Origin of the sequence: Oribacterium parvum ACB1 (genome assembly GCF_000238055.2) — a bacterium.
Taxonomy (GTDB): Bacteria; Bacillota; Clostridia; order Lachnospirales; family Lachnospiraceae; genus Oribacterium; species Oribacterium parvum.
Genome location: NZ_KE148312.1, coordinates 843,057 through 869,492, shown reverse-complemented (window position 1 = coordinate 869,492; position 26,436 = coordinate 843,057). Strand labels below are relative to the sequence as shown.

The following is a 26,436-nucleotide window of genomic DNA, read 5'->3' as shown; positions in this document are numbered from 1 at the left end:
AAAATCTCTCCACAATTATACACAAAATCACAAATCCATTTTTATAGGGAATAAACAAAAATGTTTATCTCTGTCATTATATTCTTGACACTTGTGCACTATATGTTTATATTCACGTTAATGGAACATAAATGAACAATTATGAACTATGCTTTTACATGTAAATTCAAAAATCGCGACAAAGAAATCGTTTTATAAAGGGGAGAAAGAATGGCAAAGTGCATTGTCATTGCAGATGATTTAACGGGAGCCAATGCCACGGGTGTTTTACTGCAAAAGATGAATTATAGCGCTTACACAGTGCTCAATACGGAACGCTTGGAGCTATCCATGCTGGAAAGTTGCGACTGCCTTTTATATCCCACAGATAGCCGTGGGATTGACAAGGACCTAGCCTACAGAAGAGTTTCCAATGTTTGCAACTTGCTAAAAAACGAGGAAACGAAGGTATACAGCAAACGAATAGACAGTACCTTAAGAGGAAATCTGGGGGCGGAAGTAGATGCCATGCTGGAGTCCCTCGGAGAAGAGTATGTGGCCATTGTGGTTGCTTGCTTCCCTACTTCGTCTCGTATTGTGCTTGGTGGCTACATGCTGGTAGAGGGACTTCCTCTACATAAGACGGATATTGCGATTGATCCGAAGACACCGGTAAATAATCCGGAGGTGGCGGAGCTTTTCCGAAAGCAGAGTAAATATTCCATTGCATCCATTTTGATGAAGGATTTACTTCATGGGAAGCATTATCTGGCGGATTGCATGAAGAGGCTCGTGGAAGAGGGAAATCGAATTCTGGTAGTGGATTGCGTAACCCAAGAGGATATTGATTTGATTGCGGATGCGGTGGAAACCTCAAAGCTAAAGGTTCTGGCGGTGGACCCGGGAGTATTTACCGCAAGTCTTGTGAGAAAACGGGTTCCTCCAAGTGAAAAGAAGGAGAAAAACAAGGTACTGGCTGTAGTGGGAAGTGTGAATCCGCATACCAGACTTCAGTTGGAAGATCTCTGGCTATCGCAAAGATGTAAAAATGTTTTTGTGGAGACAAGAGCCCTTTTGGAAGGCGAAGAGCAGTGGGAACAGGAAGTGCAGAGAGTCGTAGACGCAATTCTTAAAGATGTGGATAAGGATAGAGTATTTACGGTAACCGGAGACGGTATCTATCCGGAAAACAGAGTTGACCTTGCTCAACTTGCAGAGAGTAGAGCCTGTCAGATAGAAGAGATTTCCAACAAGATGAACTTGGCCTTTGCGGAAATAGCACATAGAATCTGTGAGAGAGAAAAGAGCTTTAAGGGAATTTACAGCAGTGGAGGAGATGTTACGGTTTCCATTTGCAAACGCTTCCAAACAGCAGGACTTAGCCTGAAGGAAGAGGTTTTACCGCTTGCTGCACATGGAGAGATGTTGATGGGAGATTTTCCCGGGATGCATATGGTTACAAAGGGAGGCAGTCAGGGCGGAAGAGATGCCATTATCCGTTGTATTTCCTTCTTGAAGGAGAAGCTCTTTGTATAAGTGCTTATGCTCGTTTTAAGGAAACTTACAGCTACTTGGCTCGAAAAGTTCTTTGTACAAGCGACTATATTAGTGGCCGGGCTAAGAAAAGAAATCTAAAAAACGAATATTCAAAAAGAATCATAAAGTAAGAGAGAAAGAAGGAGGATAAAAATGTCTAAAGCAATTATTGCGGTGCCGATGGGAGACCCTGCCGGTATCGGTCCGGAAATAGTAGTCAAAGCAATTTCAAAAAAAGAAATCCAAGATATTGCGAAGGTCTTGGTTATCGGAGATGGCAAGATTTTGGAGAAGGCAGTGGAAATCTGTAAGCTGCCGATTCGTTTACAACAAATTGAGAAAGTAGAAGAACTGGGAGAGGAAAAAGATACCCTGTACTACATGCAGGAGGGAGAGATTTCTTTAGAGAAATTTGCTTATGGAGAAGTGAGTGCCATGTGCGGTCAGGCGGCATTTTCCTATATCAAGAAATCCATTGAACTGGCAAATGAAAAGCTGGTTGATGCTGTGGCTACCACACCCATCAATAAGGAGTCTTTGAAGGCGGCAGGCGTTCCCTTTATAGGTCATACGGAGATTTTTGGGGCATTAACCCAGACAGAGGATCCCTTGACTATGTTTGAATGTAACGGTATGAGGGTGTTCTTCTTAACAAGACATGTTTCTCTTCGGAAAATGCTGGATATGATTACGAAGGAGAGAATCATGGACTATGTGAAACGCTGTCTTGAGGCTCTGAAGAAGCTTGGGGTTACAGATGGGAAAATGGCTATTGCCGGCCTGAATCCCCACTGCGGAGAGCACGGTTTGTTCGGAGACGAGGAAGTAAGGGAGATTATGCCTGCGGTAGAGGAATTGCAAAGAGAAGGATACCCTGTAGTAGGACCGATTGGAGCGGATTCGGTTTTCCATCAGGCTGCGCAGGGAAGATACAACTCCGTGCTTTCCCTCTACCATGATCAGGGGCATATTGCTACAAAGACACTGGACTTTGACAGAACCATTTCCGTTACCAACGGTATGCCAATCTTGAGAACTTCCGTGGATCATGGAACGGCTTTTGATATTGCGGGAACGGGTATTGCGGACAGCATCAGTATGGAAGAAGCAATTCGCCTTGCTGCAAAGTATGCAGAGGCTTTTAAACATTAGATTTTTTAATGCCTTGAAGTGTTTCGCTTAATGGGGCATTAAAGAACTAAAGTGTTAATTGAACAACGAAGGGGTAAAGGAAGAACTTTTTCTAAAGGAGGAAAGTATGGTTAACGGTTTACATGGAGAGCAAATGCTCCTGGGCTTGGCAATCGGTATCATTTTACTGATTTTCATGGTTTTAAAGACGAAGATTCAGGCCTTTTTGGCGCTGATTATCACTACAGTAGTGATTGGGGTTATCGGAGGAATGCCTTTGAACACAATCACTTTGGAAAACGGAACAAAGTTTGGTATTTTACAGTCTATTACCAGCGGTTTTGGAAATACCTTATCCGGTATCGGTATCATTATCGGCTTCGGCGTTATGTTGGGAGCAATTTTCGAGGAAACGGGAGCGGCTAAGCGAATGGCTCTTTGCTTCTTAAAGGTTTTTGGAAAGAATAAGGAAGAAGAGGCTTTGGCTTTTACCGGATTCTTGGTTTCTATTCCTATCTTCTGTGATTCCGGCTTTATTATCCTGTCTCCTATCGCAAAGGCTATTTCCAAGGTTGCCAAGAAATCCCTGATTTCTTTGGGAGTGGCTCTGGCAGCCGGCCTTGTAATCACGCATACCATGGTGCCGCCAACTCCCGGCCCCTTGGGAGTCTGCGGAATCTTCGGAGTAGATGTCGGACAGTTTATCTTACTGGCTTTAGTACTTTCCATCCCCATGACCATAGTGGCTATTTTCTATGCGAGAAAGTATATCGCAAAGAAAATGAACTGGATTGTAAATGAAAATGATGAGCTCGTGGAAGCTCCGGCAGGCGGTGTAGAGAGTGGAAAAGAGATCAATCTTGGAGCGGAAAAGCTTCCTTCTACATTTTCTTCCTTCCTTCCCATTGTTTTACCGGTCATTTTGATTTTAATGAATACCGTATTTACAGCAATGAAGATGACCGATGGATTCTTCCATGTCCTCATTTTCTTGGGACAGCCTATTGTTGCAGTAGGAATCGGATTATTAACAGCTATTTTCATCCTTGGTAGGAATATGAGCCGTAAGGAAATCTTGGCGTCCATGGAAAAGGGAATGATGTCTGCCGGTATTATCATGCTCGTAACCGGTGGTGGCGGAGCTTTAGGACAGATTATTAAGGATTCCGGTCTCGGTACTTATATGGCAGAGGGCATTACCGCTATGAATGTGCCTATTATCCTTCTTCCGCTTGTGATTTCCACTGTAATGCGTTTCATTCAGGGATCCGGAACAGTGGCAATGACCACCGCGGCAAGTATTTCCGCACCGATTATTCTGGCTACCGGAGCCAACCCTGTTGTTTCCGCTTTGGCTTGCTGTGTAGGCTCTTGCTTCTTCAGTTATTTTAACGACAGCTACTTCTGGGTAGTAAACAGAACTCTTGGTGTAAGTGAGGCAAAGGATCAGATTCGTGTTTGGTCCATTACCACAACCATTATCTGGGCAGTGGGTTGCTTAGAGGTTATTATCCTAAGCTTCATCCTGCACTAAAGAACAAATATAAAAGAGAAATTTCGCCTTTGTTTTTTGCAAGGGAGAGTTTCCTTTATGGAGATGTAAAAATAACGGATTTCTATCGGTACAAGGGCTGCTTCCCCCTTTCAGCCTTCTACTTTAGAAAAAAGTTTTTACATCTCCTTTTTGTTCCCAAAGAGAAACGAATGGGAAGTAAGCGGAATTTTATTTATCGAGAAGGAATAGCTTATTTATCGAAAAGAATGCGAAGCTTATTTATCGAAGAGAATGCGAAGCTTAGTTGTTAAAAAGAATAAATAGCCTTCTTGTATTAAAGATAGAATCCCCATATACTTTATCCATAAAACGGTTTTCTTGTTGAAACAAGGGAGTAAGAAATGAGACGAGAGAAGATTTTACTGGGAGAACGGCAGCAAATCATCCTATCTATTCTGGAGAAGGACGGTTCTGTATCCGTAGATGATTTGGCAAGGCAGTTTTCTGTCAGTGGAATGACAATTAGAAGAGACTTGAAATATTTGGAAGCCAAGAACCGGATAGAACGTTTTCATGGTGGTGCTGTTTTACGTGATGAAGTGCTTTATCAGGAAAAAGAGATACAAAATATAGAGGCGAAGAAGTTTATCGCAAAAAAGGCTTTGGAACTCTTGGATGATGTCAAGGTGATTTTTTTGGATGCAGGTACAACGAATAGGGAACTTGCTTTTTTATTAAAGGATAGAGAGACTCTTTCTGTGGTGACGACAGACCTTATGATTGCAGGGGTCTTACAAAGCGGAACTGCGCGCCTTTTCTTTTGTGGAGGAGAAATTCAAAAAAGCACGGGCTCGGCTTTGGGAAGCTATACCGTAAATCAGCTTAAGGATTATTCCTTTGATATCGCTTTTCTCGGGGCTTCTTCTATCAATAGTAAGCTGGAGCTGAGTACGCCGACTATGGAGAAGGTAGCCCTAAAGAAGACTATTTTGGAACAGTCCAAAAAAGCGGTTTTACTGGCGGATGAGAGTAAATTTGAAAAACAAGCTATGATGACAATCTGTGGTATTCAGGAATTTGACGTTTTGATTACGGATAAAACATTTTCCGAAAAAGAAAAAAAGGAACTGGAGAAAAAAGGGGTGGAGCTAAGATAGACTTGAGATCTTCAACAATGGGGTTTTGATTTATGGAGAAGGGCAACTATGCCATACAAGTCTCAGAGCGATAGAAAATCCTTTAGCAATATGATACCATGGAGCCATCTTTAACGGAGGAGGCACAGTATGCAAGTAAATATCAATGTATCTGAAAATATTCTTGACTGGGTAATGAAAAGAGTTGGTCCGTCTGTGCTTTCTTCAAAGCAGGGAGAACTGCTATATGCTTGGAAAGAAGGTAGAAAGGTGCCGACTTATAATCAAATAGAAAAAATGAGTAAGGTGACAGGCATTCCTTTAGGATACTTTTTTTTGGAAAAACCTCCTGTTGAGGAGTCTTCTTTTGTGGAATACAGGACGGTGGATAGCAAAGAGCTTGAACATCCCAGCAGGAATCTTATGGATACTTTGCATGATATGGAATTCGTGCAGGAATGGATAAGAAACGAATTACAAGCAACCGGATATGATGATTTAAGTTTTGTGGGGGGAATTAAAAAAAATATTCAGACCAATGATTTCGCTACTTTTGTACGGAAATGCCTTCAAATTGAAATAAACTGGTATGAAAGCTGTAAATCCGGTGAGGAAAGCTTTAAATTGCTCCGGAATTACATAAGTGACTTAGGTGTTGTGGTAATGATGAGCGGAATTGTAGGGAACAATACCCACCGAATATTGGATACGAATGAATTTCGTGCCTTTGCTTTAGTGGATAAGAAAGCGCCGCTGATTTTTATTAATTCTAATGATTCTTTTAATGGAAAGCTGTTTTCTTTATTACATGAATTTGCTCACATTTGTTTAGGTGAGAACAGCCTGTTCAACGATCGTTACGGAAGTATAGATAAAGTATCTGCTACGGAGAAAATATGCAATGCATTGGCGGCAGAGATTCTGGTTCCTGAACATATTTTTTTGGAAAAATGGAAAAAACAAATCCGAGAAAAAGATGAAGAAGCAACAATAAGAGAATTGGCAAAATATTTTAAATGCGGTTATACGGTTCTCGCGAGAAGAGCCTATGATCAGAAATTTATTGATTTCCAAAGCTATCAAAATTTTGCGAGAAAAGCCGTTCAGCAGTACTTAGAAAAAAAACAAACCGGCACCGGCGGAGGTGATTATTACAATACTGTTGCCAGCAGGGTGGACAGAAGATTTTTCGATTTACTCCTTGGAAGCGTATCAGAGGGTAGAACATTATATACTGATGCATTTCGATTGACCAACACAAATCGAACGACTTTTTCTAATATGGCAGAGAAGATGAGGGGTGTTGGATGATGGAAAAGGAACTGTTTTTAATTGATGCGAACTCGCTGATAACTCCATATCTAACATTTTATTCCTTCGATTTAGCAAAAACTTTTTGGAATCAAATGGAATGGCATATCCAAAATGGAAGTATTGCTATCTTGGACTTGGTGAAATTAGAAGTCCTCAAAGGAAAAGACAGCCTAAAAGAATGGATGGAAAATATAGAAGTAGGACAGTTGATTGATCATCGAGAACCGGCAATAATAGTGAAATATGGAGAAGTTCTTCGGCACATACAAGAGAATCCTGTATATAAGCCCGCAGCATTAACGGAGTGGTCACGTGAGGAAGTGGCTGACCCGTGGCTTATAGCTTCAGCAGTTGTTGGAAACTATACTATAGTATCTTTTGAAAATGAAAACAAAGGATTAAATACTCGAAACCCCAGCAAAAATGCTAAAATCCCTGATGTGGCTAAGGTGTTTAAGGTAGAAGTACAAAATCTATATTACATGATGCGAGTATTAAAATTTAGCTTATAGACCTTCTTAATTTATTGGGAAAAGATATGCTGCTGAACTATCAGACTCTAAGGAGAAAACAGGATTAGATTGTAAAAGAGGTAGATTAGAAGAAAATTACAGATGCAGAACAGAGAGTAGCTGCAAGGCATTTTGTAAATAAATGGCGGGGAAAAGGCTTTCCAGAGATTTGACGGAACGATACGGTAATAGCTTCGGAATGAGCAATATCAACAAGATGCGAAAGTTTTATTCGCTATACCCAATTTTGCAGACAGTGTCTGCAAAATTGAGTTGGAGCCATTACGTAGAGCCCTTGAATATTGAAGACTCTATTTTAGCTGAAAACAAAAATCTATCGGCGAAAAGAGAAAAACCAGCACTGTAGGAAAGGGCGGATCTTAGCTCGTCCACTAAGGAGGAACTCATATGTCTATGGTGAAAAAAGACACGATCGAAGCAAAAGGTTTTGCTATTCAAATTTATACTGAGGACTTTAAAAATGACTATATAAGTTTAACGGATATTGCAAGATACAAAAATGTGCATGAACCTAAAGATGTTGTTAAAAACTGGCTGAGAGTAAGAGATACAATTGAATTCCTTGGTCTCTGGGAGACTATTCATAATCCGAGTTTCAAAGGGGTCGAATTCGACTCCTTTAGAAAGGAGGCAGGAACAAATGCATTTACATTATCACCTCAAAGATGGATTGAAAATACAAATGCAATCGGGATTGTTTCTAAATCCGGGAGAGGTGGGGGAACGTTCGCTCATCCTGATATAGCGATGGAGTTCGCTTCATGGATTTCAGCAGAGTTTAAGCTCTATCTAATCCAAGATTATAAGAGGCTTAAGGCAGATGAAAACTCAAAATTATCATTAGGTTGGAATCTTAATAGAGAAATTTCTAAGATTAACTATAAAATCCATACAGATGCAATCAAAGAATATCTCTTAAAGGATCTTACCAGCGAGCAGTTATCTTATAAATACGCAAGTGTAATTTATTTTACGCAGAGTGGCTTAGGCTAGAATAGAAAGAGACTCTATTTTAGCCGAAGTTGTGTATTGTCTAAATACAAACTTTCGGCTAATATAGAATAAAATTACAAATTAGCCGAATAAGATAAAGAAGAATGAAGAAGATAGCCGTAACAATGCGGTGAATCTATCGTTTTACGATTCGAAATAGGAGGAAGATATGTCCTACATCAGAAGAAGTTTAGAAAAGATTGTTTTGCAAGTGACAAAAGAATATCCGGTACTGCTTCTTTCGGGACCGCGTCAAGTGGGAAAAACCACCATGCTTAAGAAACTGATGGAAGGGACAGTGCGAAATTATGTTTCTCTGGATGATTTGCAGGAAAGAGAGCTTGCGAGGACAGATCCGGAACTGTTTTTACAGTTGCATAAACCGCCTATTCTCATTGATGAAGTACAATATGCTCCCGAACTTTTCCCCTACATCAAGCTCATAGTGGATAAAGAACAGAACAAGGGAGATTTTTGGTTAACGGGCTCGCAGGTCTTTTCGCTTATGCGAGGCGTACAAGAATCCTTAGCAGGAAGAGTTGCCTTACTTTCTCTGTCTTCACTTTCTCAAGCGGAGGCCTACGGAGGAGAAGAGGAAATGTTCACGCTTGATACGGAAAGCCTGCTTTCCAGAAAAAAGGGGAGAAAGCTTGCCGATGCAGAAGAGATATTTAAACGTATTTTTAAAGGCTCCATGCCGGCTATTGTGAGTGGGGATATAAGCAGTCCCGGTATTTTCTATAACAGCTATTTAAGTACCTATATTGAGAGAGATGTAAAGAGTCTGTCGGATGCGATAGATTCCTTAAAGTTTTTACGCTTTATTACGGCACTTGCTGCAAGGTGCAGTCAGATGCTGAATATCAGTGAACTTGCAAGGGATGCGGAGTTGAATCAAAAGCAGGTAAAAGACTGGCTGGGTATCTTGGAAACCTTGGGAATTCTGTTTTACTTGTATCCGTATTCCAATAATTTATTAAAGCGTCTTGTTAAAACACCGAAAGTATATTTTTACGATACGGGACTCGTTGCCTATCTGACCAAGTGGAGCAGTCCGGAAACACTTGCAAGCGGCGCAATGAGCGGGTCTATTTTGGAGAATTACGTGGTTTCAGAAATACGAAAGACCTATTTGAATCAAGGGAAAGAGGCGTTTATCTATTACTATCGGGATAAAGATGCCAAAGAAATCGACCTTGTTCTGGAGCAGGACGGAGAGCTCCATCCTATAGAAATCAAAAAGTCCGCCAATCCGGCATCGGAAATTCTTCGTGTCTTTCCGGTCTTAGACAAGCCATCTTTAAAAAGGGGAAATGGAGCGGTCATCTGCTTAAAGACAGACTTATCTGCATTTAATAAAGAAAACTACATCGTTCCCGTTTGGATGATATAAAGAATCCCCTCCTTCCATTTCATATTCATTTTATAAATGCCCTGTATTCTGTTTAGAGAAACATTATGCCGGAAAAGGAATTCTTTCTTTTTTCGAGAGAGATAGTTTAAGAATTAGGGCGTATAATGATAAAGTGATTTAAGGAGGAAGATTTATGGTTAAGAATCAATTTAAGGGAGCATTTCTTTTACTTGGCTTATGTGTAAGCTTGAGCTTTACTGCATGTCAAAATAAGGGAGCTGCAGAGTCGACTTCGACGGAAACGAAGTCGGCAGAGGAAAAAGCTACAGGAGAACAAGGACTTGTAGTTAGTCCGGAAGAAGCGGGTGTTTCCGTAAATATGGACAGTAACGGCGACAGTTTTAAGCCTGCAGACTATACTCTTCCTGTAAAAGACGAGTATGTTTATGAGTATTTGGGACTGCAATTCAGTCTTTCCGAAAAAATAAAAGAAGCGATGAAGACAAAAGACATCGTGATGCTCGATGACCAAAGCCCTCTGGATCAGGACCTAAAGTATGCGCTTTTATACTTCAGTAAGCTTACGGATGAGCAGAAAAATGCGGAAATCGGGAAGATGGGAGACGGCTACGAAAAGTGGCAGGAGAGCCTTGAACGAATCGGTACCATCGGGATGTTCGAAAAGAGTCTTTCTGAAGAAGAAATCGGGAAGATTACAAAGTGCGACAGTCATACGAAGCTCGGAGATTCCAAAGACGGAAAATACAGCTATTACCTTAGTGTAAACAGCGGAGCTGATGCAGAGACTATTGAGGAATTGAAAAAGACGTCGGTAGAAATTACGGAAAAAAAAGATCGTCCGGAAAATGGTTTTGTCTTAGCGGAAAAGTCCGATTTGGCAGGGGATATGGTTTTTTCCGAGGATTCCGGAAATGCGGTGACCGACCTAAGTCATCTTCAGACAAAGGACATTCATGGAAAAGAGTTTAGCAGTAAAGACTTTGCAAATTACGACCTTACCATGGTCAATGTTTTCGCAACTTGGTGCACTGCTTGTATTCAGGAAATCCCGGACCTTGTCGAGGTGCAAAAGGAAATGCAGGCAAAGGGAGTTAATATCATCGGAATTGTGACCGATACCGTGGATGATACAGGAGAGAATCGGGAAGCACTGGAAAAGGCGAAGCTCATTCAGGAGAAAACCAAGGCGAATTACTCCTTCCTGATGCCAGATAAGACAAATTTCAACGGCAGATTAAACGGGATTCAGGCTCTTCCGGAGACCTTTTTTGTGGATAAGAACGGACAGATTGTTGGAGAGACCTATTCCGGTTCTCACAATAAGAAGGACTGGACAGAAATTATCGAGAAGGAACTTTCCGCTTTGAAGAACTAAAGTCCTTTATCGCTTACATTAGATACTATTTTAGAAAGTTAGATACTATTTTAAAAGGTATATCGTTGTAGGAAGAAAAGAAATGAACGAAAGGTAAAAGCGGAAGAAAAATATTAAAGAAACGTATAAGCGGAAGAAAAGAAATGAATGAAACATTAAACTGGAAAAAGTATAAATCATTAGTCTGAAATGAGGAAAAATGTACAGAAATATTTTTAAATCTCGTGTCCTTTCCGTGGCTCTCGTAGCACTCGGCGTCGCTATGATGTACATAGGGGCTCAGCGGGGAGAGGTACTAATAGTTTTAAATAAGGCAATCAAAGTTTGCATGGAGTGTATTGGCATTGGATAAGTTAAAAGAACTCATAAACGGAAAGTCAAAAAAAGATAAATATAAAGCAAGAAACAATGTAAGGCATGTTTTCCAATCCTTTTGGTTTCTGCTTACGAATTCCTTCTTTGAGGGATTTAAGACCGGAAAAATCTACGGAGGAAAATGGAAACAACTTTGTGTGCCCGGCATGAATTGCTATTCCTGTCCCGGAGCAAAGGGCTCCTGCCCTATTGGGGCTTTACAGGCGGTCATTGGAAGCCCGAAATTTAAGTTTAGCTACTATGTGGTAGGCTTCCTCTTTTTTGTGGGAGCACTTATCGGAAGAGGGGTCTGTGGTTATCTCTGTCCGTTCGGCTTGGTGCAGGATTTACTGCATAAGATTCCTTTTGTGAAAAAGATAGAAACCTTTAAGGGGGATAAGGCTTTACGAAAGGCAAAATATCTTATTTTGCTTGTTTTTGTAATACTCCTCCCTCTGTTTTTGGTGGATATTATAGGACAGGGAGCGCCTTATTTTTGTAAACTGATTTGTCCCGTGGGAATGCTGGAGGGAGGGATTCCTCTGGTTTGGATGAACACTAGTATGCGGGGAGCCGTAGGCTTTCTCTATGCATGGAAGGGCTTGATTTTGCTTCTTACTATCCTCCTTTCCATAATCATTTACAGACCCTTCTGTAAGTACATCTGTCCCTTGGGTGCGATTTATTCTCTCTTTAATTCCGTGTCCTTTTTCCGTTATACTTTGAATCATCAGAAGTGTATTCATTGCGGAAGATGTAAGGCAGTTTGCGAGATGCAATGTGATCCGGTACAAAACTGCAATGATTTGGAGTGTATCCGTTGCGGAAAATGTAAGAATGCCTGCCCGGTGGATGCCATTGCCTGCGGGGTAACGAAGCTGGATGTGTCGAAAGAAACGGCAAAAGCAAAGGTCTAGAGAGGGCAGTAGGGTAAAGTCTTGCCCCAAGCTCTAAGAGTATGGCACGAAAGAAGATGAACGAGGTGGGAGGGACTATGAACATCCTTGTCGTGGAAGATGATCAAAGTATCCGAGAGGGCATCGCAGCCTTCCTCTCGGAATTTGGCTACACTATGGTGGAAGCGAAAGACGGCCGGGAAGCTCTCTTGAAATTCAACAAAGAGCTTCATCTTGTTATTTTGGATATTCAGATTCCCTTTGTTAACGGTCTCGAGGTCTTAAAGGAGATTCGAAAGCAGAGTAAGCTCCCTGTCCTCATTCTGACCGCCTTTAGCGATGAGGAGTATAAGATTGATGCCTTTACAAGCCTTGCGGACGGCTATATGGAAAAGCCCTTTTCCCTGCCGCTTTTAAAGGCGAGAATCGATTCTATAATCAAAAAGAGTTACGGGCAGGCGGATAAGTTTCTTTATAAAAATGTAGAGATGGACTTTTCCGGCTACACTGCTAAATTGGATGGAAAGCCTGTGGACATGAATGCCAAGGAAGTGGAGATTTTAAAGTATCTTTCCGAAAATGAAGGTCGGGCACTCAGCAGGACGCAAATACTGGACCATGTGTGGAAAGAAACGGAAGAAATTCCCTTTGACAGAGTGATTGATGTGTATATCAAAGAGTTACGAAAAAAACTCAAGCTGGACTGCATTTTCACCATAAGAAATGTGGGCTATAAGTTGGAGAGAGAATGAAAAATCTAAAGCTATTTCCAAAAATGTTCATACAGCTTTTTTCTGTTCTCGGAATCATTATCCTCTTGATTCATCTCTTGGTCTTTTTCATTTTCCCCATTAGCTACTTAGAGCAGAGGAAGGAGGCCATTACGAATCGGGCAAATGAAGTTTCCGCCAGCATGGAGGGAAAGTCCCTTATAGAAATAGAGAAGACTTTGGCTCTTTACTCTAAAAGCAGCGATATTCAGGCTTTCGTGAAGAATGGTGCGGAGAGACAATCGGTTCCCGTTGACGCGAATATTCCCATAGATGATACGGTTCCCATTGATTTTGACAGTAAGACGAACTCGATGATTATAGAAGAAAGGGAGATTAAAACGAATACGGGAGAGAGGCTGAGCTTACTGTTTATTTCCACTGCGGATATGCAAAAGGAAGCGAAGGCACTAAGTCTCCAATTCTTGCCCTATTCTCTTACGATTTCTCTTTTGTTTTCCATAGTGGTTTCCTTAGTGTATGCGAAAGTGATTAAAAATAATATTTCGGAAATTAAAAACGAGACGGACAAGATGATTGCGTTAAACAAAGAGGCGTGTTTGCCGGTTGACACCAAAGACGAAGTTGGTGAGTTAAAAGCGCAAATCAATACCCTGTATCGAAGCCTCTTACAATCCATTGAAAATGTAGAAAAGAAAAATCAGGAAATTTTAAGGCTCGAAAAACTGAAATATGATTTTTTAAAGGGGGCTTCCCATGAGCTGAAAACACCGCTTGCAAGTCTAAAAATCATTTTGGAAAATATGCAGTACAATATCGGAAAGTATAAGGATAGAGACCTCTATATCGGGGAATGTATCGCCACTGTAGACAGTCTTAGCCAAAATATTTCCCAGATCCTCTCCGTGTCTTCTTTGGAAAATTTAAAAGAGGATGAAGAAAGTCTGGAGATTCAGCCTGTACTGCTTAGCGTTTTAGAAAAATACGAGGTTTTACTGCAGCAGAAAAAACTGCATTTACAAAATCGCTTAGCGGAGGAAAAGCTCTATATCGGAAAGCCGGCTCTAAAGATTATTTTATCCAACTTGCTGAGTAATGCGGTAAAATATACGGAGGAAGGCGGCTCTGTTGACATCTATGCCAAAGAGGGCTGGTTGTATGTGGAGAACAGCGTTCCAAAACGCTGTGCCATGAACTTTGATTTAAATAAGGAAAACAGCAACGGTTTGGGTTTATATATTGTGAGCACCTTATTAAACAACTATAAGATTCCCTATGAGAGCTTAGAACGAGACAGGAAATTTGTCTTTCGGATTCAGTGTTTACTCTAATGCGTTTAGGAAAAGTGTTGCATCAGAGCGGGTAAGGGATAAAGGAGGAAAGATGTTTATCTTAGAACTAAACCAAGAGGGTATAGGAACGGAAATCGGCTTGTTTCATACGATAGAAGAGGGAAGAGACTTTATTTCTAGAGTGGACGGCTACCGCTTCGAGGAAGAAGAGGGATTTGTCTATGAAAGTCTGGATATTCGGAAGCTTCCGGAGTATTTGGAGCTACATTATAAAGGAAATATAGTTCCCTTTAGTAAGTTTATGTTTACCGAAGAAGGCGATATCGACATTTTCTGGAAAGAAATACCGGATTTGAGTTCTCCCGGAAAAGGCATGGTGGAGGGCTGTACCCGAGTGGATGCTTATGCCATTTCCAATGAAGAAGTGAAAGACTATATCGAAAAGCGGGAACTTCAGTACAAAAAGATAAAAGGGCTCTTAGAGGAAAAAGGCTATGAGGCGGACAGAGCCTACTTCGGTTCGGAAGACGGAGAAGCCATGCTTTACAGAAAAAAAGGGACGGAAGACTGGCATTTTCTTACCCATATGGATCCGGGCTTTATCGAGGAAAGTGCGGAAGGGATTTTAAGGGAAAATTTGTAGGGGATTTTTTGAGGAATGAGTGTAAGTCGGTCCCACTGTAGTTGTTGCAACTTCAGATAGTGGAATCATACTTGTAAAGACATCTGCATCTGTACTATGCGACATCAAATAAGCGCTTCTAATATTTACAAAATCCTAAAATATGTTTATAATAGTAAACATTATATAGGAGGCGTGAAAAATGAAAAAAGCTGCATATAACATACTTCCGGGAACGGAAGAAATATTAAAAAGTATGGGAGAACAAATAAAGCTTGCCAGACTCAGACGAAGTCTGTCTGCTGAACTTGTGGCAGAACGTGCGGGAATCAGCAGAGCGTCTTTATGGAAAGTGGAAAGAGGGGAACCGGCTGTGGCTATGGGAATTTATGCAGCAGTTTTACATGCCTTAAACAATCTGGATAAGGACCTGCTTTTCCTTGCTAAAGATGATGAAATGGGAAGACGGTTGCAGGACTTAAATCTACTTACAAGAAAGCGTGCACCGAGGAGGAAAGGCTAATGGCATCCAAACAAAAGACCATTTATGTCTACGATGATTTCAGCTTTGACAAGACGAGTCTGATGGGATGTCTTTGGATAGATGTGCTCAAAGGAGAAGAGTCCTACTCTTTTGAGTTTGATAAAATCTGGTTGGAAAGAACCGGCCTAAAATTTACACCGGACCCGGAACTTATGCCATATTCCGGTAGACAATATCCTTCCGGAAAGGCTATTTTTGGTTTATTTTCAGATTCCTCCCCTGACCGTTGGGGCCGAGTTTTGATGAATAAGCGTGAAAGAATGTTGGCGGAGAAAGAGGGGTGTAAGCCTTCGAAGCTATATGACAGTGATTATCTTTTGGGAGTATATGATGAAACCAGAATGGGAGGGATTCGATTAAAAACAGACCCGGATGGGCCCTTTCTTTCTGCTGATCGAGGAGCTGTTGTTCCTCCTTGGGCTACTCTAAGAACTTTGGAGGAAGCTTCAAGAAAGCTTGAAAGTGATGATGGAGGGGCGATTGAAAAGTGGCTTAGACAGTTAATCAAGCCCGGTTCTTCACTAGGGGGAGCAAGACCTAAGGCAACAGTAAAAGATACCAAGAATCAGCTTTGGATTGCGAAGTTTCCCTCTAAAAATGATGAAAATAATACCGGTTCCCTACGGAGATGAGCTTTCACTCAATGTAGATGAACAAGATAACAGGATTTGTATTGAACTTGCGATTCAGACAGCTTACCGATTCGGAATAGCGGAGTCGGAAGCGGTAGATTTGGCCCATAATATCCTGGAGACTGTAAGAGAAAATTGGGAAAAGATAGCAAAATCTTATGGAATATCCCATGGACAAATAGAAGACATGAGACCGGCTTTCGATGTTTGTTATCAATAAAAGATAAGGAGCTCTGCTCCGTCTAAACATCTTTCCCCTTTTCTCTTTTTATGGTAGAATTTTCCAAGGCTTAGTATTGTAAAAGACGATAGGAGGGCTATATGGAAGACGAGAAGAACATTCAGATAGAGAGAAATAACAGTTTTGGAGATGTGGTGATTGCCGATGAGGTGCTTGCCATTATTGCCGGTATTGCGGCAACCGAGGTAGAAGGTGTGCATTCCATGGACGGAGGCTGGTCCGGACAGTTCATTTCCAAGCTCGGGATTAAGGATCTTGCAAGAGGTGTGAAGGTACAGGTAAGAGAGGGAGAGGTCAAGGTGGACTTAAGCCTCAATATGGAATACGGCTATGCTATCCCGAAGGTTTCCGACCTTGTGCAGGATAAGGTTTCCGCAAGCATCAACAATATGACGGGACTCAATGTTTCTGAAGTAAATATCAGGATTTCCGGAGTGGTAAATAAAGAGAATGAATAAGAGAGAAGAAAGAAGCCATAAGTTTAAGCTTTTATTTTCCACCCTCTTTTATGAGGGAGAGGAGAAGACAGAGAGAATCAGCCACTATTCCTTTGAAAAAGAGGAGGACGATGAGAGTATCATCGCCTTTGACTGTCTTCCCGATGAGGAAAAGGCATATTTAGAGGCAGAGGTGCTGAAGATTTTAGAGCAGCTTCCCGAGCTGGACAGCATGATTAATGCGGATACGGAAGGCTGGACCACAAAGAGAATGAGTAAGACAGACCTTACGGTGCTTCGCCTTTCTCTTTATGAGCTGAAGTTCCAAGAGGACATTCCGAAGAAGGTAGTCCTGAATGAGGCGGTGGAGATTGCGAAGAAGTACGGAGGCGCGGATTCCGGCTCTTTTGTGAACGGCGTGCTTGCGCGGATTCTTCCAAAGCTTTCTCCGGAACTTTCCGACTCTACTGAAAAGAAAGAAAAGAAGAGCGAAAAGAAGGGAAAGAAAGAGCAGAGAAATTCTTCTTTCCACATCGTTCTGAACAAGAAAGATTAGTTTATGGAAAGAGCTTCCAAGAAAGAATATACGGTCTCACAGGTCAATCGTTATCTTGCACGAATGATGCAGGAGGATTTCTTTCTTTCTCACCTAACGGTATCCGGAGAGATTTCCAACCTGAAAATGCACCCGTCGGGACATATTTATTTTACGCTTAAGGATCAAGCTTCGCAGCTTTCGGGCATCATGTTTGCCGGAAAGAGGGCGGGGCTTGGTTTTCGTTTGGAAAATGGTATGAAAGTGCTCTGCACGGGAAGAATCGGTCTCTATGAGCAGGGGGGAAGCTATCAGATTTATGCGGATTCCTTCCAGCTTGCAGGGCAGGGGGACCTTTACCTTCGATTTGAGGCACTGAAGAAAGAGCTTATGGAAATGGGACTCTTTGATCCCATGTATAAGAAGCCGATTCCAAAGTATGCCCGGCGTATCGGTGTGGTTACGGCAAGCTCCGGTGCGGCGGTAAGAGACATTGTGCAGATTGCAAGACGGAGAAATCCCTTTGTGGAAATTACGCTGTTCCCGGCTCTTGTGCAAGGAGAAGGCGCTGTGGCGTCCATTGTTAGGGGAATAGAGAGGCTGGACAAGCTTGGTCTGGACGCTCTCATTGTAGGGCGAGGAGGCGGCTCCATTGAAGATCTCTGGGCCTTCAATGAAGAAGCGGTAGCAAAGGCAATATTTAATGCTGAGACCCCCATTATCTCTGCTGTCGGGCATGAGACCGACACAACCATTTCGGATTTTGTCGCGGATTTACGCGCACCGACTCCCTCTGCCGCGGCGGAGCTTGCGGTCTTTGACTATATGCAGTTTGTGGATGATTTAAGTTCCTATACCTATAGTTTTCACGAGCGAATCGAGAAGAAAATCCTTTTCCTTAGGCAAAGGCTGAAGGAGAAGGAACTGAAATTCTCTGTTCTGCATCCCAAAGCCATTTTACAGGGAAAACAGCATCGGCTCTTGGATTTACAGAATCGCTTGCAAAATCAGATGATGAAGGCCCTGCAAAGCGCCAAGGAGAATTTGCAAGATTACGGCAATTTTGCAAAGCTTATGGAGCGGAGACTCAGTGAAGATAAGGCGCGCCTCAGTCGTTATCAGAGCTTTCCGCACCTTATGGAGGAAAAACTCTTAAAGGCAAGGCACAGTCTTACTGTTTATCAGGATTTTCCTCGCTTTATGGAGGAGAAGCTGCAGGAAAATAGACATAGAATGCAGCTTCTTTCGGAGCAGTTTGATGCACTTTCTCCCCTTCGCCTACTTTCAAACGGCTACTCCTATGTTCGAGATGAAGAAGGACACAGGATAAGCAGCGCAGGGAAGCTGACAAAGGGAGAGCTTTTGGAACTGCATTTCTCGGACGGCTCCGCGAAAGCCAGGGTGGAAGAGATTAGCAATAAAAAGTCTCGGTAAAGATGAAGATGCATGGATTTACGAAAGCCGATTTTAGTAGAAGATAAGAAAAATAGGTCAAAAAACTAAGAATTACTACGGAATAAAATAACAAATAAGAGGAGAGCTTAGGCTATGATAGAGGGAAATGAAGAGAAGAAAGTAGTAGTGGAGGATGGGCAAGTGGTGTTCACTCCGGATACAAAGGCGGATAAGGCAGACAATGCAAAAAAAGCGGAGCAGAAAAAGGATTTAAGCGAGATTTTTACGGATTTGGACAGCCTTTTGCAAAAGATGGAGGGCGAGGAAAGTCTGGAAAAGAGCTTTGCAATTTATGAAAAGGCGGTAGCGCTTCTAAAGGAAGCAAATTCCAGCATTGACCGTATCGAAAAGCAGGTTCGTATTTTAGACGGTGAAGAGGGAAAATAATGAGTATCAAAGAGGCACTCGGGAAAAAGAAAGAAGCGGTGGAAGTCATTTTACAGAGTTTCTTACCGGAAGAAAAGGGCTTTGACAGGACCGGAAGAGAAGCGATGAACTACAGTCTTATGGCGCCGGGAAAGAGGATTCGCCCGATTTTGGTGGGAGAGGCTTTTTCTCTTTGCAAAGGGGAAGAGGAGGAAGTTTTGCTTCCTGTTTTACACTCCTTTATGGCGGCCATCGAAATGATTCACAGCTTTTCCCTCTGCCATGATGATCTCCCTGCTATGGACAATGACCGCGTGCGGAGAGGGCAGGACTCCACCTGGGCACATTTTTCGGAGGCGCAAGGTATTCTTGCCGGAGACGCCCTCTCGCTCTATGCCTTTCAGGCAGTTTTGGAAACTTTTCAGAAAGAAAAGAGAAAGAATCCCGTGCTTTCCCGTTATGAAGGAAGAGTGCTCTCGGCGCTTCTTGTGCTCTCGAGAGAGTCCGGCATAGATGGTATGGTGGGCGGTCAGGTCGTAGACCTCGAAAAAGAGGGACAGCCTCTTTCCGAAGAGGAACTTTTCTTCATTATGGAGAAGAAGACGGCGGCACTGCTTCGGGCTTCTCTCCTCATGGGTGCCATCTTGGGCGGTGCCGGGGAAAAAGTGCAGGAGGAGATTGCGCTTTACGGAGAAAAGCTCGGACTTGCCTTTCAAATCCGGGATGATATTTTAGACGAAATCTCTACGACGGAGGAGCTTGGAAAGCCGGTGCATTCCGATACGGAGGAAGGAAAAACAACGGCTTATTCCCTCTATGGAAGAGAAAAGGCGGAAGAGAAGGTAAGGGAATACACGGAAGATGCGATTTCTGCGCTGAAAAGCCTTAAGGAGAAAGTCTTAGTTGAAGTAGATCATGCCTTCACAACTAAGGATAATGCTAGTGTAAATAGGGATAACGCTGAAAATACTATACTGGGAAATGCGGGTAAAAAGTCCGAAAGTATAATGCCTAAGAGGAAGTTGGTACTTTCCAAACAGGCTGAGGAATCCTATTTTTTCTTAAAGGAACTTGCGGTGTATCTTGCGAGCAGAAAGAACTAAAAATTGAAAAATCTTGTTTTGGGAGATGGTTTGGAACGTTTGCGAGCTATATCATGCAGACTAAAAAGAGGAAGAATTAAAACGGTAAAGGGTTGAGTTATGTTACTGGAGAATATCAGCGGGGCGGAGGATGTACGAAAGCTGTCCCTAAAAGAGCAAAAAATCTTAGCGAAGGAAGTCAGGCGCTTTATTATAGAGAAAATGTCCGACAATGGAGGGCACCTTGCCTCAAATCTTGGGGTAGTGGAGCTGACCATTGCTTTATTTCATACACTGAATCTTCCAAAGGACAAGATTGTCTGGGATGTAGGCCACCAGTGCTATACCCATAAGATTCTTTCCGGGAGAAGGGACGACTTTGCCTTACTTCGAAAATATAAGGGAATCAGCGGTTTCCCGAAGAGAGACGAAAGTCCTTATGACTGTTTTAATACCGGGCACAGTTCCACTTCCATTTCCGCAGCCCTCGGGATTGCGGAGGGACGGGATATTTTGGGAGAAGACTATACTGTTCTTGCTGTAATCGGAGACGGAGCTCTTACCGGCGGCATGGCGTATGAAGCCTTAAACAATGCGTCCAAGATGAAGAAGAATTTCATCATCATTTTAAATGACAACGAGATGTCGATTGCGAAAAATGTCGGCGGAATGTCCACCTATTTGAATGGTATTCGTTCAAATAAGGGCTATACGCGCTTTAAGGAAAATCTGGCTTCCGGCCTCGGAAAGATTCCTGTAGTTGGAAATCATCTGGTCGAGCGCTTGAAAAACACGAAGAACTCCATTAAGCAGCTTCTTGTGCCCGGTATGCTTTTTGAAAATATGGGACTGACGTATCTCGGACCGGTGGACGGGCATAACCTCCATGCCTTAGAGCAGGTCATCCATGAGGCAAAACGTATAGACCATGCGGTACTCGTGCATGTGGTTACCAAAAAAGGAAAGGGCTATGCTCCGGCGGAGAAAAATCCCAGTGCCTTTCATGGTGTGGGGCCTTTCCATATTGCTACGGGAAAAAGCAAGAAAGAGAGCAGTGAAAAGAGCTATACGGATATTTTTTCGGAAAGCCTCATAAAAGAAGGAAAAGAAAATAAAAAGATTGTAGCGATTACGGCAGCTATGCCGGACGGAACGGGTCTCGACAAGTTTGAAAAGCTCTTTCCGAAGCGTTTCTTTGACGTGGGAATTGCGGAGGCCCATGCGGTGACTTCTGCAGCAGGTCTTGCCAGTGCAGGTTTAAAGCCGGTCTTTGCAGTTTACTCGAGTTTCCTGCAAAGAGCTTATGACCAGCTGGTGCACGATGTCTGCCTGCAGAAGCTCCCCGTTGTTTTTGCCATTGACAGGGCAGGTCTTGTTGGAGCGGACGGAGAAACGCATCAGGGGATTTTTGACATTTCCTATCTAAGAAGTATTCCGAATATGACGGTTATGGCTCCAAAAAATGCAAGGGAGCTCACGGAAATGCTGCATTTTGCCTTGCAGTTTCAGGGACCGATTGCGATTCGCTACCCGAGAGGGACAGCCTACCGGGGATTTTCCGAAAAACAGGAGCCGATAGAGTACGGGAAGGCGGAGATACTAATAGAAGAGTCGAAGAAAAGGGAAGAGACACAGACAGTAGAGAAAACGGAACAGACAACGGAACGGACAGCAGAACAGACAGCCGAAGATAGAGAGAAAAAGACGGGAAAAATAGCGCTTCTTGCTCTTGGCTCCATGGTTTCAACCGGAGAGCATATCGTGGAGAAAATGGCAAAAAAAGGCGTGAACTTAAGCCTCGTGAATGCCCGCTTTGCAAAGCCGATTGACACGGAGATGCTGGACAAACTTTCCGAAAAAGGCTATAGAAAGATTCTCACATTGGAAGAGGGTGTACGCTCAGGAGGTTTCGGTGAAGCGGTACTCTCCTACATGGAAGCGCACCACAAGGATATTTTCGTGGAAAATATTACCCTGCCTGATGCCTATGTGGAGCACGGCGATGTTTCCACTCTGCGAAAAATGCTGAGGATCGATTCGGACAGCATTATAGAAGAGCTGGAGAAGAAGGGGTTTTTTGTGATATACTAAACAAAATTATTTGAAGGAAAGAGTATAAAAAGGAGGTGGATGTGAAACTATATCATGGGAGTAATCTTGTTGTAAATTCACCTCGCATACTTAGCAATCTTCGAGCTTTGGATTTTGGCGCAGGGTTTTATCTGACTTCCAGCAAAGAACAGGCGAGGAAATGGTCGAAAGCTGTTGCAAGGAGAAGGGGAGAAGGAGATAGTATAGTAAATATCTACGAATTAGAGGATGAGTTTTACTCGAAACTGTCTGTTTTGGAATTTCCAACAGCAAATGCGGAATGGCTGGATTTTGTAGTACAGAACAGAAAAGAAAAGCGTGTGAGTTCTTACGATTTAGTGATTGGACCTGTGGCAAATGACTCCACACTTCCGGTTATTGACGATTATATGGATGGAAAATATGATAAGGAAGAGGCCGTTAAGCGATTGTTGCCACAAAAACTGACAGACCAGTATGCATTTTTGACAGAAAAAGCAATTCGTTTTTTGACTTTTGAAGGGAGTGAAAAGGAGTGACCGAAGTTAATGCCAGAACAAGAGATTTTTTTGATCGGCAGGTAATCTATCTGATAAAAGCAAAATATGGTATGGAAGATATGAAAGCAATTCGCTCTTTTTTATTTTCAGAAACCTATCAGATGCTCCTAGATCCCTTGACGGAAGTGTATAGCTTTAGCCCGCAGATAGTTTTTGAAATGTGGGAAAGTGAGATGATTACCGGAAATCCCCGTAATTCTCAATATATACGAGGTGGAGAAAATGAGTAAAGAAGCAGAGTTTTTTATTTATCTCCTGGAGCGGTATGCGGATTACAAGAAGGAGAAGGCCAGTGAGATTTTAAAGATGTGGGATCAGAGCGGTATTACAAAGTTGATCTATGATTTATACGATATTTATCATGTAGAACGATTGGAAAATGCATTTGAAGATATAGACAAGCTCGTAGAAGAAAAATCAAGTCAAGTATAATGAAACTAAAAAGCGCTCGGATTCTGCATGATTGCCCTCAAAAAAGTTAGACTTTTGAGGGCACATCTGATATCCGGGCGCTTTTTCTTAAAAATGAGTGCCGGTTAAAAAACCGGGGTACTCATTTTTTATATTAAGTGTTCTTTTTAAGTCCGACGGCAATTACTCTTCTTCCCCAAGCATTACGGAAGTAGACTTTACAATGGCTACGGCGTGGCTTCCTACGCTGAGAGAAAGGTCCTTTACTGCTTCCATGGAAATGGTAGAACTGATGATTACACCCTCTTCGATTTCCAACTTCACGATAGCATTTACAGCGCCTTCCTTGATTTCCTTTATTACGCCCTTCCACTGGTTTCTTGCGGAAATACGAAGGTTTTCATTTGCCATCATAACTTCTGTGGCTTTTACAAAGATACAAGCCTTCTTACCTTCAACGAGCTTTAAATCTTCAACTGCCTCCAAAGAAATGGTGGAGCTTACCTTGTGGCCACCTGCGGTTTCCAGCTTTACGATGGCATTTACTGCCCCCTTACGAACTTCCTTAACAATTCCATGAAAATGGTTTCTAGCACTAATCATTTTTATCTACCTTTCTGTGTAAAACATTTTGCAAAGGACAGTCTATCGGATTTTAGGGAAATAGACCAGCTTATTCGGCGTAATTTATAAAAATTTAGTATATAATAGGAAAATCATTTGCAATGAAAAATCGGGTTCTGTTTAGAAGCTATAGTGTTTGGATAATATAAACTGGGCGTTATTAAATTGATAATATAAATTGGATACTATCTATTTGATAATACAAAATGTAGGAATAAGAGGATAGAGAAGAAGGAAAGAAAATGGGCGAGAAGAAAGAGCGTTTAGATGTACTTTTAGTGGAGAAAGGACATTTTGACAGTAGGGAGAAAGCGAAGCGTGCCATTATGGCAGGCCTCGTTTTTGTGAATGGGGAAAAGGAAGATAAGGCGGGAACGACCTTTCCCGTTACGGCGGAAATCCTGGTTAAGGGAAATCCCCTTCCCTATGTTTCCCGTGGAGGACTGAAGCTGGAAAAAGCACTGAAGAGCTTCCCGATTGCACTGCAAGACAGAGTTTGTATGGATATCGGGGCTTCTACCGGAGGCTTTACCGATTGTATGCTTCAAAACGGGGCAAAAGAAGTTTATGCCGTAGACGTTGGACACGGACAGTTGGACTGGAAATTAAGAAATGATGAGCGGGTGCATTGCATGGAAAAGTGCAATATTCGTTTCGTGGAAGAGACGGAACTCGGAGAAAAACCGAGCTTTTTCTCTATCGATGTTTCTTTTATTAGCTTAAGGCTCGTGCTTCCGGTGGTGAAGAAGCTTGCAAGTCTCCCCGGAGAAGTGGTCTGCCTGATTAAACCGCAGTTTGAAGCGGGAAGAGAACAGGTCGGAAAGAAGGGTGTAGTGCGAGACCCGAAGGTACATGAAGAGGTCATTCGGACGGTGCTCGAGTTTGCGGCAAGCATTGGATTTTCCGTAGAGGGACTCAGCTTCTCTCCGATAAAAGGACCGGAGGGAAATATTGAGTATTTGGCATATCTGAAATATGAAGGGGAGGAGAGCGGAAGCCTCCCGGAGGGAATGGAAGAGAGGATTCATGCGGTTACGGAGGAATCACATAGGATGCTGTAGCTTCAGTGCACCCCTAATAGAGAAGTTCTTATTCTTAACGCGTATCGTTCGTGTAGCGTGCGGTAATCCCATTGCGTGTTACGAAGTATTAAAAGTTTTTTCTAAAAAATCCCTTGACAGAATGAGGCAGATGGTGTTTGATGGTGGCGTAATTCGAACTAATTCCCAAGAATAAATCACGAGAGAAAGTGTATCTAGGGTTCCGGTAAAGCTGGTCCGAGCGATACACATACTGCACGGCAGTATGACACCTTAGGGATAAAAGCCCCGGAGGCAGGTTTCACTTGAAGCCTGCTTCCGAGGCTTCATTTATTTCTGGAGAACCATTTCAGTGAGTTTAAGGAGGAAATTATGCAGAAGATTTACACCGGAAAAACAAAGGATGTTTTTAAACTGGAAGACGGCAATCTGGTCTTAAAGTTTAAAGACGATGTCACCGGAGAGAATGGAGTATTTGATCCGGGGGCAAATGCCGTTGCCTTGACCATTGAGGGCGTTGGAAAAGAGGATTTGAAGTGCAGTAAGTACTTTTTTGAGCTCTTAAGAAAGAACGGCGTAAAGACACATTATGTGGATGCAAACGTAGCGGAAAAAACCATGACTGTGCTGCCCTGTGAGGTCTTCGGAAAGGGGCTGGAGGTGATTGCCCGCTTTATTGCAACAGGGTCATTCATCCGCAGGTACGGGGCGTATATCGAGGACAAAACGGTGCTTCCCGGGACTTTCGTAGAAGTTACTCTGAAGGATGATCAGAGAAATGACCCGCCGATTTCAAAGGATGCTTTGGCTATGCTCGGGATTTTGACAAAGGAAGAGTACAAAGAGCTGAAAGAGAAGACCAAAGAGATTGCCGGAATCATCAAAGAGGATCTGGCGAAGAGGGGACTGACGCTCTACGACATTAAGCTGGAATTTGGACGCTGTAATGGCGAAGTGATTCTAATCGATGAGCTGTCAGGCGGAAATATGCGTGTTTTTGACGGAGACAGTTACGTAGAGCCCTTAAAAATATATTCGTATTTAGACAAAGGAACTGTATAAAAGAGGAAATAAAGGAACAGTTTTCTCCTGTACAGGTCAATATCGGGAGTCCTTCCCGAGAAGGCCTGTACAAAGGACTGTCCGAGCCCTCTTTTTACGGTTCTTTTCTTGTTATGCCCTTTTGAAAGGAGAAATATGAAAGTCGCTTTGATTATGGGAAGTATTTCTGATGAGGAAATTGTAAAAAAGTCTGCCGCTGTTTTGAAGGATTTTTCCGTGGACTATGAATGCCGTGTGATTTCTGCCCATCGTTCTTTGAATCTTGTTTTGGATTATGTAGAGAGTATGGAGCAGAATAAGATTGATATTATCATTGCTTTTGCCGGAAAGGCGGCACACCTCGCCGGTGTGCTTGCGGGACTGTCCATCAAACCCGTGATTGGCGTACCGGTCCAGTCCTCCTGCTTGGACGGTATGGATGCGTTACTTAGTACGGTACAGATGCCAAAAGGCGTTCCGGTTGCCACCGTTGCCATCAATGGGGCGGAGAATGCAGCCATTCTTGCGATAGAGATGCTGGCGCTCTCCAATCCGGATTTAAAAGAGAAGTTAAGAGAATACAAGGGAAAAATGAAGCAGTCCGTTCAGGAGATGAATGAGCGGATTTGTCTCTAG

General features: G+C 42.6%; 30 protein-coding genes and 1 pseudogene. 30 read left to right on the top strand and 1 reads right to left on the bottom strand.

Going from position 1 to position 26,436, the window contains the following annotated elements; all coding sequences use genetic code 11:
• Positions 1-210 precede the first annotated feature (210 nt).
• The 27 genes and pseudogenes from HMPREF9625_RS03960 (at position 211) to HMPREF9625_RS03835 (ending at position 23,116) form a co-directional block, all read left to right on the top strand.
• A complete protein-coding gene (locus HMPREF9625_RS03960; protein WP_009535717.1) occupies positions 211-1,515 on the top strand; it encodes a four-carbon acid sugar kinase family protein in 1,305 nt (434 codons plus the stop codon).
• A 153-nt stretch (positions 1,516-1,668) separates the two neighbouring features.
• On the top strand, positions 1,669-2,667 hold the full coding sequence (gene pdxA / locus HMPREF9625_RS03955; RefSeq protein ID WP_009535716.1) for a 4-hydroxythreonine-4-phosphate dehydrogenase PdxA: 999 nt from the start codon (positions 1,669-1,671) through the stop codon (positions 2,665-2,667).
• A 106-nt stretch (positions 2,668-2,773) separates the two neighbouring features.
• Positions 2,774-4,180, top strand: coding sequence for a GntP family permease (locus HMPREF9625_RS03950; protein ID WP_009535715.1), 1,407 nt, complete (start codon positions 2,774-2,776; stop codon positions 4,178-4,180).
• A 362-nt stretch (positions 4,181-4,542) separates the two neighbouring features.
• Complete coding sequence (locus tag HMPREF9625_RS03940) at positions 4,543-5,298, top strand: DeoR/GlpR family DNA-binding transcription regulator (RefSeq protein WP_009535714.1); 756 nt, start codon at positions 4,543-4,545, stop codon at positions 5,296-5,298.
• Between the two features lie 402 nt (positions 5,299-5,700).
• Positions 5,701-6,588, top strand: a complete 888-nt coding sequence (locus HMPREF9625_RS03935) for an ImmA/IrrE family metallo-endopeptidase (RefSeq protein WP_242826661.1) — start codon at positions 5,701-5,703, stop codon at positions 6,586-6,588.
• A complete protein-coding gene (locus tag HMPREF9625_RS03930; protein ID WP_009535712.1) occupies positions 6,585-7,103 on the top strand; it encodes a DUF4411 family protein in 519 nt (172 codons plus the stop codon). Before HMPREF9625_RS03935 ends, HMPREF9625_RS03930 begins: the two co-directional genes overlap by 4 nt.
• A 142-nt stretch (positions 7,104-7,245) precedes the next feature.
• The gene (locus HMPREF9625_RS11665) at positions 7,246-7,470 is read left to right on the top strand and encodes a DUF1016 N-terminal domain-containing protein (protein WP_081637156.1); all 225 of its coding nucleotides are present in this window, start codon (positions 7,246-7,248) and stop codon (positions 7,468-7,470) included.
• 41 nt (positions 7,471-7,511) lie between these two features.
• Positions 7,512-8,084, top strand: a pseudogene (locus tag HMPREF9625_RS03925) (KilA-N domain-containing protein); the annotation flags it as partial.
• A 202-nt stretch (positions 8,085-8,286) separates the two neighbouring features.
• Entirely contained in the window at positions 8,287-9,510 is a 1,224-nt protein-coding gene (locus HMPREF9625_RS03920) for an ATP-binding protein (RefSeq protein ID WP_009535710.1), read from the top strand.
• A gap of 154 nt (positions 9,511-9,664) precedes the next feature.
• The gene (locus tag HMPREF9625_RS03915; RefSeq protein ID WP_009535709.1) at positions 9,665-10,867 is read left to right on the top strand and encodes a TlpA family protein disulfide reductase; all 1,203 of its coding nucleotides are present in this window, start codon (positions 9,665-9,667) and stop codon (positions 10,865-10,867) included.
• Between the two features lie 199 nt (positions 10,868-11,066).
• Entirely contained in the window at positions 11,067-11,219 is a 153-nt protein-coding gene (locus HMPREF9625_RS11660) for a CD1871A family CXXC motif-containing protein (RefSeq protein ID WP_009535708.1), read from the top strand.
• The gene (locus tag HMPREF9625_RS03910; protein ID WP_009535707.1) at positions 11,212-12,138 is read left to right on the top strand and encodes a 4Fe-4S binding protein; all 927 of its coding nucleotides are present in this window, start codon (positions 11,212-11,214) and stop codon (positions 12,136-12,138) included. Before HMPREF9625_RS11660 ends, HMPREF9625_RS03910 begins: the two co-directional genes overlap by 8 nt.
• Before the next feature lie 77 nt (positions 12,139-12,215).
• Positions 12,216-12,869 (top strand): response regulator transcription factor, encoded by a 654-nt coding sequence (locus HMPREF9625_RS03905; protein WP_009535706.1) that lies wholly within the window; start codon positions 12,216-12,218, stop codon positions 12,867-12,869.
• Positions 12,866-14,179, top strand: a complete 1,314-nt coding sequence (locus HMPREF9625_RS03900; protein WP_009535705.1) for a sensor histidine kinase — start codon at positions 12,866-12,868, stop codon at positions 14,177-14,179. The genes HMPREF9625_RS03905 and HMPREF9625_RS03900 overlap by 4 nt, the downstream gene beginning before the upstream one ends.
• 52 nt (positions 14,180-14,231) lie before the next feature.
• Positions 14,232-14,783: a hypothetical protein gene (locus tag HMPREF9625_RS03895; RefSeq protein WP_009535704.1), complete on the top strand. Its 552-nt coding sequence runs from the start codon at positions 14,232-14,234 to the stop codon at positions 14,781-14,783.
• Between the two features lie 181 nt (positions 14,784-14,964).
• Positions 14,965-15,285, top strand: coding sequence for a helix-turn-helix domain-containing protein (locus HMPREF9625_RS03890; protein ID WP_009535703.1), 321 nt, complete (start codon positions 14,965-14,967; stop codon positions 15,283-15,285).
• Positions 15,285-15,938 carry a hypothetical protein gene (locus HMPREF9625_RS03885; RefSeq protein ID WP_009535702.1) on the top strand — a complete coding sequence of 218 codons (654 nt, stop codon included), beginning with the start codon at positions 15,285-15,287 and terminating at the stop codon, positions 15,936-15,938. Before HMPREF9625_RS03890 ends, HMPREF9625_RS03885 begins: the two co-directional genes overlap by 1 nt.
• On the top strand, positions 15,904-16,158 hold the full coding sequence (locus HMPREF9625_RS11475; protein ID WP_009535701.1) for a hypothetical protein: 255 nt from the start codon (positions 15,904-15,906) through the stop codon (positions 16,156-16,158). The genes HMPREF9625_RS03885 and HMPREF9625_RS11475 overlap by 35 nt, the downstream gene beginning before the upstream one ends.
• 101 nt (positions 16,159-16,259) lie before the next feature.
• Positions 16,260-16,637 carry an Asp23/Gls24 family envelope stress response protein gene (locus HMPREF9625_RS03875; RefSeq protein ID WP_009535700.1) on the top strand — a complete coding sequence of 126 codons (378 nt, stop codon included), beginning with the start codon at positions 16,260-16,262 and terminating at the stop codon, positions 16,635-16,637.
• A complete protein-coding gene (gene nusB / locus HMPREF9625_RS03870) occupies positions 16,630-17,172 on the top strand; it encodes a transcription antitermination factor NusB (RefSeq protein ID WP_009535699.1) in 543 nt (180 codons plus the stop codon). Before HMPREF9625_RS03875 ends, nusB begins: the two co-directional genes overlap by 8 nt.
• Before the next feature lie 3 nt (positions 17,173-17,175).
• Positions 17,176-18,585, top strand: a complete 1,410-nt coding sequence (gene xseA / locus HMPREF9625_RS03865) for an exodeoxyribonuclease VII large subunit (protein ID WP_009535698.1) — start codon at positions 17,176-17,178, stop codon at positions 18,583-18,585.
• A gap of 114 nt (positions 18,586-18,699) precedes the next feature.
• On the top strand, positions 18,700-18,993 hold the full coding sequence (locus HMPREF9625_RS03860) for an exodeoxyribonuclease VII small subunit (RefSeq protein WP_009535697.1): 294 nt from the start codon (positions 18,700-18,702) through the stop codon (positions 18,991-18,993).
• Positions 18,993-20,075, top strand: coding sequence for a polyprenyl synthetase family protein (locus HMPREF9625_RS03855; protein WP_009535696.1), 1,083 nt, complete (start codon positions 18,993-18,995; stop codon positions 20,073-20,075). The genes HMPREF9625_RS03860 and HMPREF9625_RS03855 overlap by 1 nt, the downstream gene beginning before the upstream one ends.
• Positions 20,076-20,174: 99 nt before the next feature.
• The gene (dxs, locus tag HMPREF9625_RS03850) at positions 20,175-22,145 is read left to right on the top strand and encodes a 1-deoxy-D-xylulose-5-phosphate synthase (RefSeq protein ID WP_009535695.1); all 1,971 of its coding nucleotides are present in this window, start codon (positions 20,175-20,177) and stop codon (positions 22,143-22,145) included.
• A 41-nt stretch (positions 22,146-22,186) separates the two neighbouring features.
• Positions 22,187-22,663, top strand: a complete 477-nt coding sequence (locus HMPREF9625_RS03845; RefSeq protein ID WP_009535694.1) for a DUF3990 domain-containing protein — start codon at positions 22,187-22,189, stop codon at positions 22,661-22,663.
• Positions 22,660-22,914 carry a hypothetical protein gene (locus HMPREF9625_RS03840; RefSeq protein ID WP_009535693.1) on the top strand — a complete coding sequence of 85 codons (255 nt, stop codon included), beginning with the start codon at positions 22,660-22,662 and terminating at the stop codon, positions 22,912-22,914. Before HMPREF9625_RS03845 ends, HMPREF9625_RS03840 begins: the two co-directional genes overlap by 4 nt.
• The gene (locus HMPREF9625_RS03835; protein ID WP_009535692.1) at positions 22,907-23,116 is read left to right on the top strand and encodes a DUF3791 domain-containing protein; all 210 of its coding nucleotides are present in this window, start codon (positions 22,907-22,909) and stop codon (positions 23,114-23,116) included. The genes HMPREF9625_RS03840 and HMPREF9625_RS03835 overlap by 8 nt, the downstream gene beginning before the upstream one ends.
• A gap of 162 nt (positions 23,117-23,278) precedes the next feature.
• Here the strand turns inward: HMPREF9625_RS03835 and HMPREF9625_RS03830 are convergent, their stop codons facing one another.
• A complete protein-coding gene (locus HMPREF9625_RS03830; protein WP_009535691.1) occupies positions 23,279-23,698 on the bottom strand; it encodes a TOBE domain-containing protein in 420 nt (139 codons plus the stop codon).
• A gap of 263 nt (positions 23,699-23,961) precedes the next feature.
• On the opposite strand from HMPREF9625_RS03830, the gene HMPREF9625_RS03825 reads away from it, so the two are divergent.
• The 3 genes from HMPREF9625_RS03825 (at position 23,962) to purE (ending at position 26,436) form a co-directional block, all read left to right on the top strand.
• Positions 23,962-24,780: a TlyA family RNA methyltransferase gene (locus HMPREF9625_RS03825; protein ID WP_009535690.1), complete on the top strand. Its 819-nt coding sequence runs from the start codon at positions 23,962-23,964 to the stop codon at positions 24,778-24,780.
• A gap of 351 nt (positions 24,781-25,131) precedes the next feature.
• Positions 25,132-25,821, top strand: coding sequence for a phosphoribosylaminoimidazolesuccinocarboxamide synthase (locus HMPREF9625_RS03820; protein WP_009535689.1), 690 nt, complete (start codon positions 25,132-25,134; stop codon positions 25,819-25,821).
• A 135-nt stretch (positions 25,822-25,956) separates the two neighbouring features.
• A complete protein-coding gene (purE, locus tag HMPREF9625_RS03815; RefSeq protein WP_009535688.1) occupies positions 25,957-26,436 on the top strand; it encodes a 5-(carboxyamino)imidazole ribonucleotide mutase in 480 nt (159 codons plus the stop codon).

Coding starts and splice junctions, on each gene's coding strand:
- HMPREF9625_RS03960 (WP_009535717.1), top strand. CDS start 211: ATGGCAAAGTGCATTGTCATTGCAGATGATTTAACGGGAGCCAATGCC.
- pdxA (WP_009535716.1), top strand. CDS start 1,669: ATGTCTAAAGCAATTATTGCGGTGCCGATGGGAGACCCTGCCGGTATC.
- HMPREF9625_RS03950 (WP_009535715.1), top strand. CDS start 2,774: ATGGTTAACGGTTTACATGGAGAGCAAATGCTCCTGGGCTTGGCAATC.
- HMPREF9625_RS03940 (WP_009535714.1), top strand. CDS start 4,543: ATGAGACGAGAGAAGATTTTACTGGGAGAACGGCAGCAAATCATCCTA.
- HMPREF9625_RS03935 (WP_242826661.1), top strand. CDS start 5,701: ATGGATACTTTGCATGATATGGAATTCGTGCAGGAATGGATAAGAAAC.
- HMPREF9625_RS03930 (WP_009535712.1), top strand. CDS start 6,585: ATGATGGAAAAGGAACTGTTTTTAATTGATGCGAACTCGCTGATAACT.
- HMPREF9625_RS11665 (WP_081637156.1), top strand. CDS start 7,246: ATGGCGGGGAAAAGGCTTTCCAGAGATTTGACGGAACGATACGGTAAT.
- HMPREF9625_RS03920 (WP_009535710.1), top strand. CDS start 8,287: ATGTCCTACATCAGAAGAAGTTTAGAAAAGATTGTTTTGCAAGTGACA.
- HMPREF9625_RS03915 (WP_009535709.1), top strand. CDS start 9,665: ATGGTTAAGAATCAATTTAAGGGAGCATTTCTTTTACTTGGCTTATGT.
- HMPREF9625_RS11660 (WP_009535708.1), top strand. CDS start 11,067: ATGTACAGAAATATTTTTAAATCTCGTGTCCTTTCCGTGGCTCTCGTA.
- HMPREF9625_RS03905 (WP_009535706.1), top strand. CDS start 12,216: ATGAACATCCTTGTCGTGGAAGATGATCAAAGTATCCGAGAGGGCATC.
- HMPREF9625_RS03900 (WP_009535705.1), top strand. CDS start 12,866: ATGAAAAATCTAAAGCTATTTCCAAAAATGTTCATACAGCTTTTTTCT.
- HMPREF9625_RS03895 (WP_009535704.1), top strand. CDS start 14,232: ATGTTTATCTTAGAACTAAACCAAGAGGGTATAGGAACGGAAATCGGC.
- HMPREF9625_RS03890 (WP_009535703.1), top strand. CDS start 14,965: ATGAAAAAAGCTGCATATAACATACTTCCGGGAACGGAAGAAATATTA.
- HMPREF9625_RS03885 (WP_009535702.1), top strand. CDS start 15,285: ATGGCATCCAAACAAAAGACCATTTATGTCTACGATGATTTCAGCTTT.
- HMPREF9625_RS11475 (WP_009535701.1), top strand. CDS start 15,904: ATGATGAAAATAATACCGGTTCCCTACGGAGATGAGCTTTCACTCAAT.
- HMPREF9625_RS03875 (WP_009535700.1), top strand. CDS start 16,260: ATGGAAGACGAGAAGAACATTCAGATAGAGAGAAATAACAGTTTTGGA.
- nusB (WP_009535699.1), top strand. CDS start 16,630: ATGAATAAGAGAGAAGAAAGAAGCCATAAGTTTAAGCTTTTATTTTCC.
- xseA (WP_009535698.1), top strand. CDS start 17,176: ATGGAAAGAGCTTCCAAGAAAGAATATACGGTCTCACAGGTCAATCGT.
- HMPREF9625_RS03860 (WP_009535697.1), top strand. CDS start 18,700: ATGATAGAGGGAAATGAAGAGAAGAAAGTAGTAGTGGAGGATGGGCAA.
- HMPREF9625_RS03855 (WP_009535696.1), top strand. CDS start 18,993: ATGAGTATCAAAGAGGCACTCGGGAAAAAGAAAGAAGCGGTGGAAGTC.
- dxs (WP_009535695.1), top strand. CDS start 20,175: ATGTTACTGGAGAATATCAGCGGGGCGGAGGATGTACGAAAGCTGTCC.
- HMPREF9625_RS03835 (WP_009535692.1), top strand. CDS start 22,907: ATGAGTAAAGAAGCAGAGTTTTTTATTTATCTCCTGGAGCGGTATGCG.
- HMPREF9625_RS03830 (WP_009535691.1), bottom strand. CDS start 23,698: ATGATTAGTGCTAGAAACCATTTTCATGGAATTGTTAAGGAAGTTCGT.
- HMPREF9625_RS03825 (WP_009535690.1), top strand. CDS start 23,962: ATGGGCGAGAAGAAAGAGCGTTTAGATGTACTTTTAGTGGAGAAAGGA.
- HMPREF9625_RS03820 (WP_009535689.1), top strand. CDS start 25,132: ATGCAGAAGATTTACACCGGAAAAACAAAGGATGTTTTTAAACTGGAA.
- purE (WP_009535688.1), top strand. CDS start 25,957: ATGAAAGTCGCTTTGATTATGGGAAGTATTTCTGATGAGGAAATTGTA.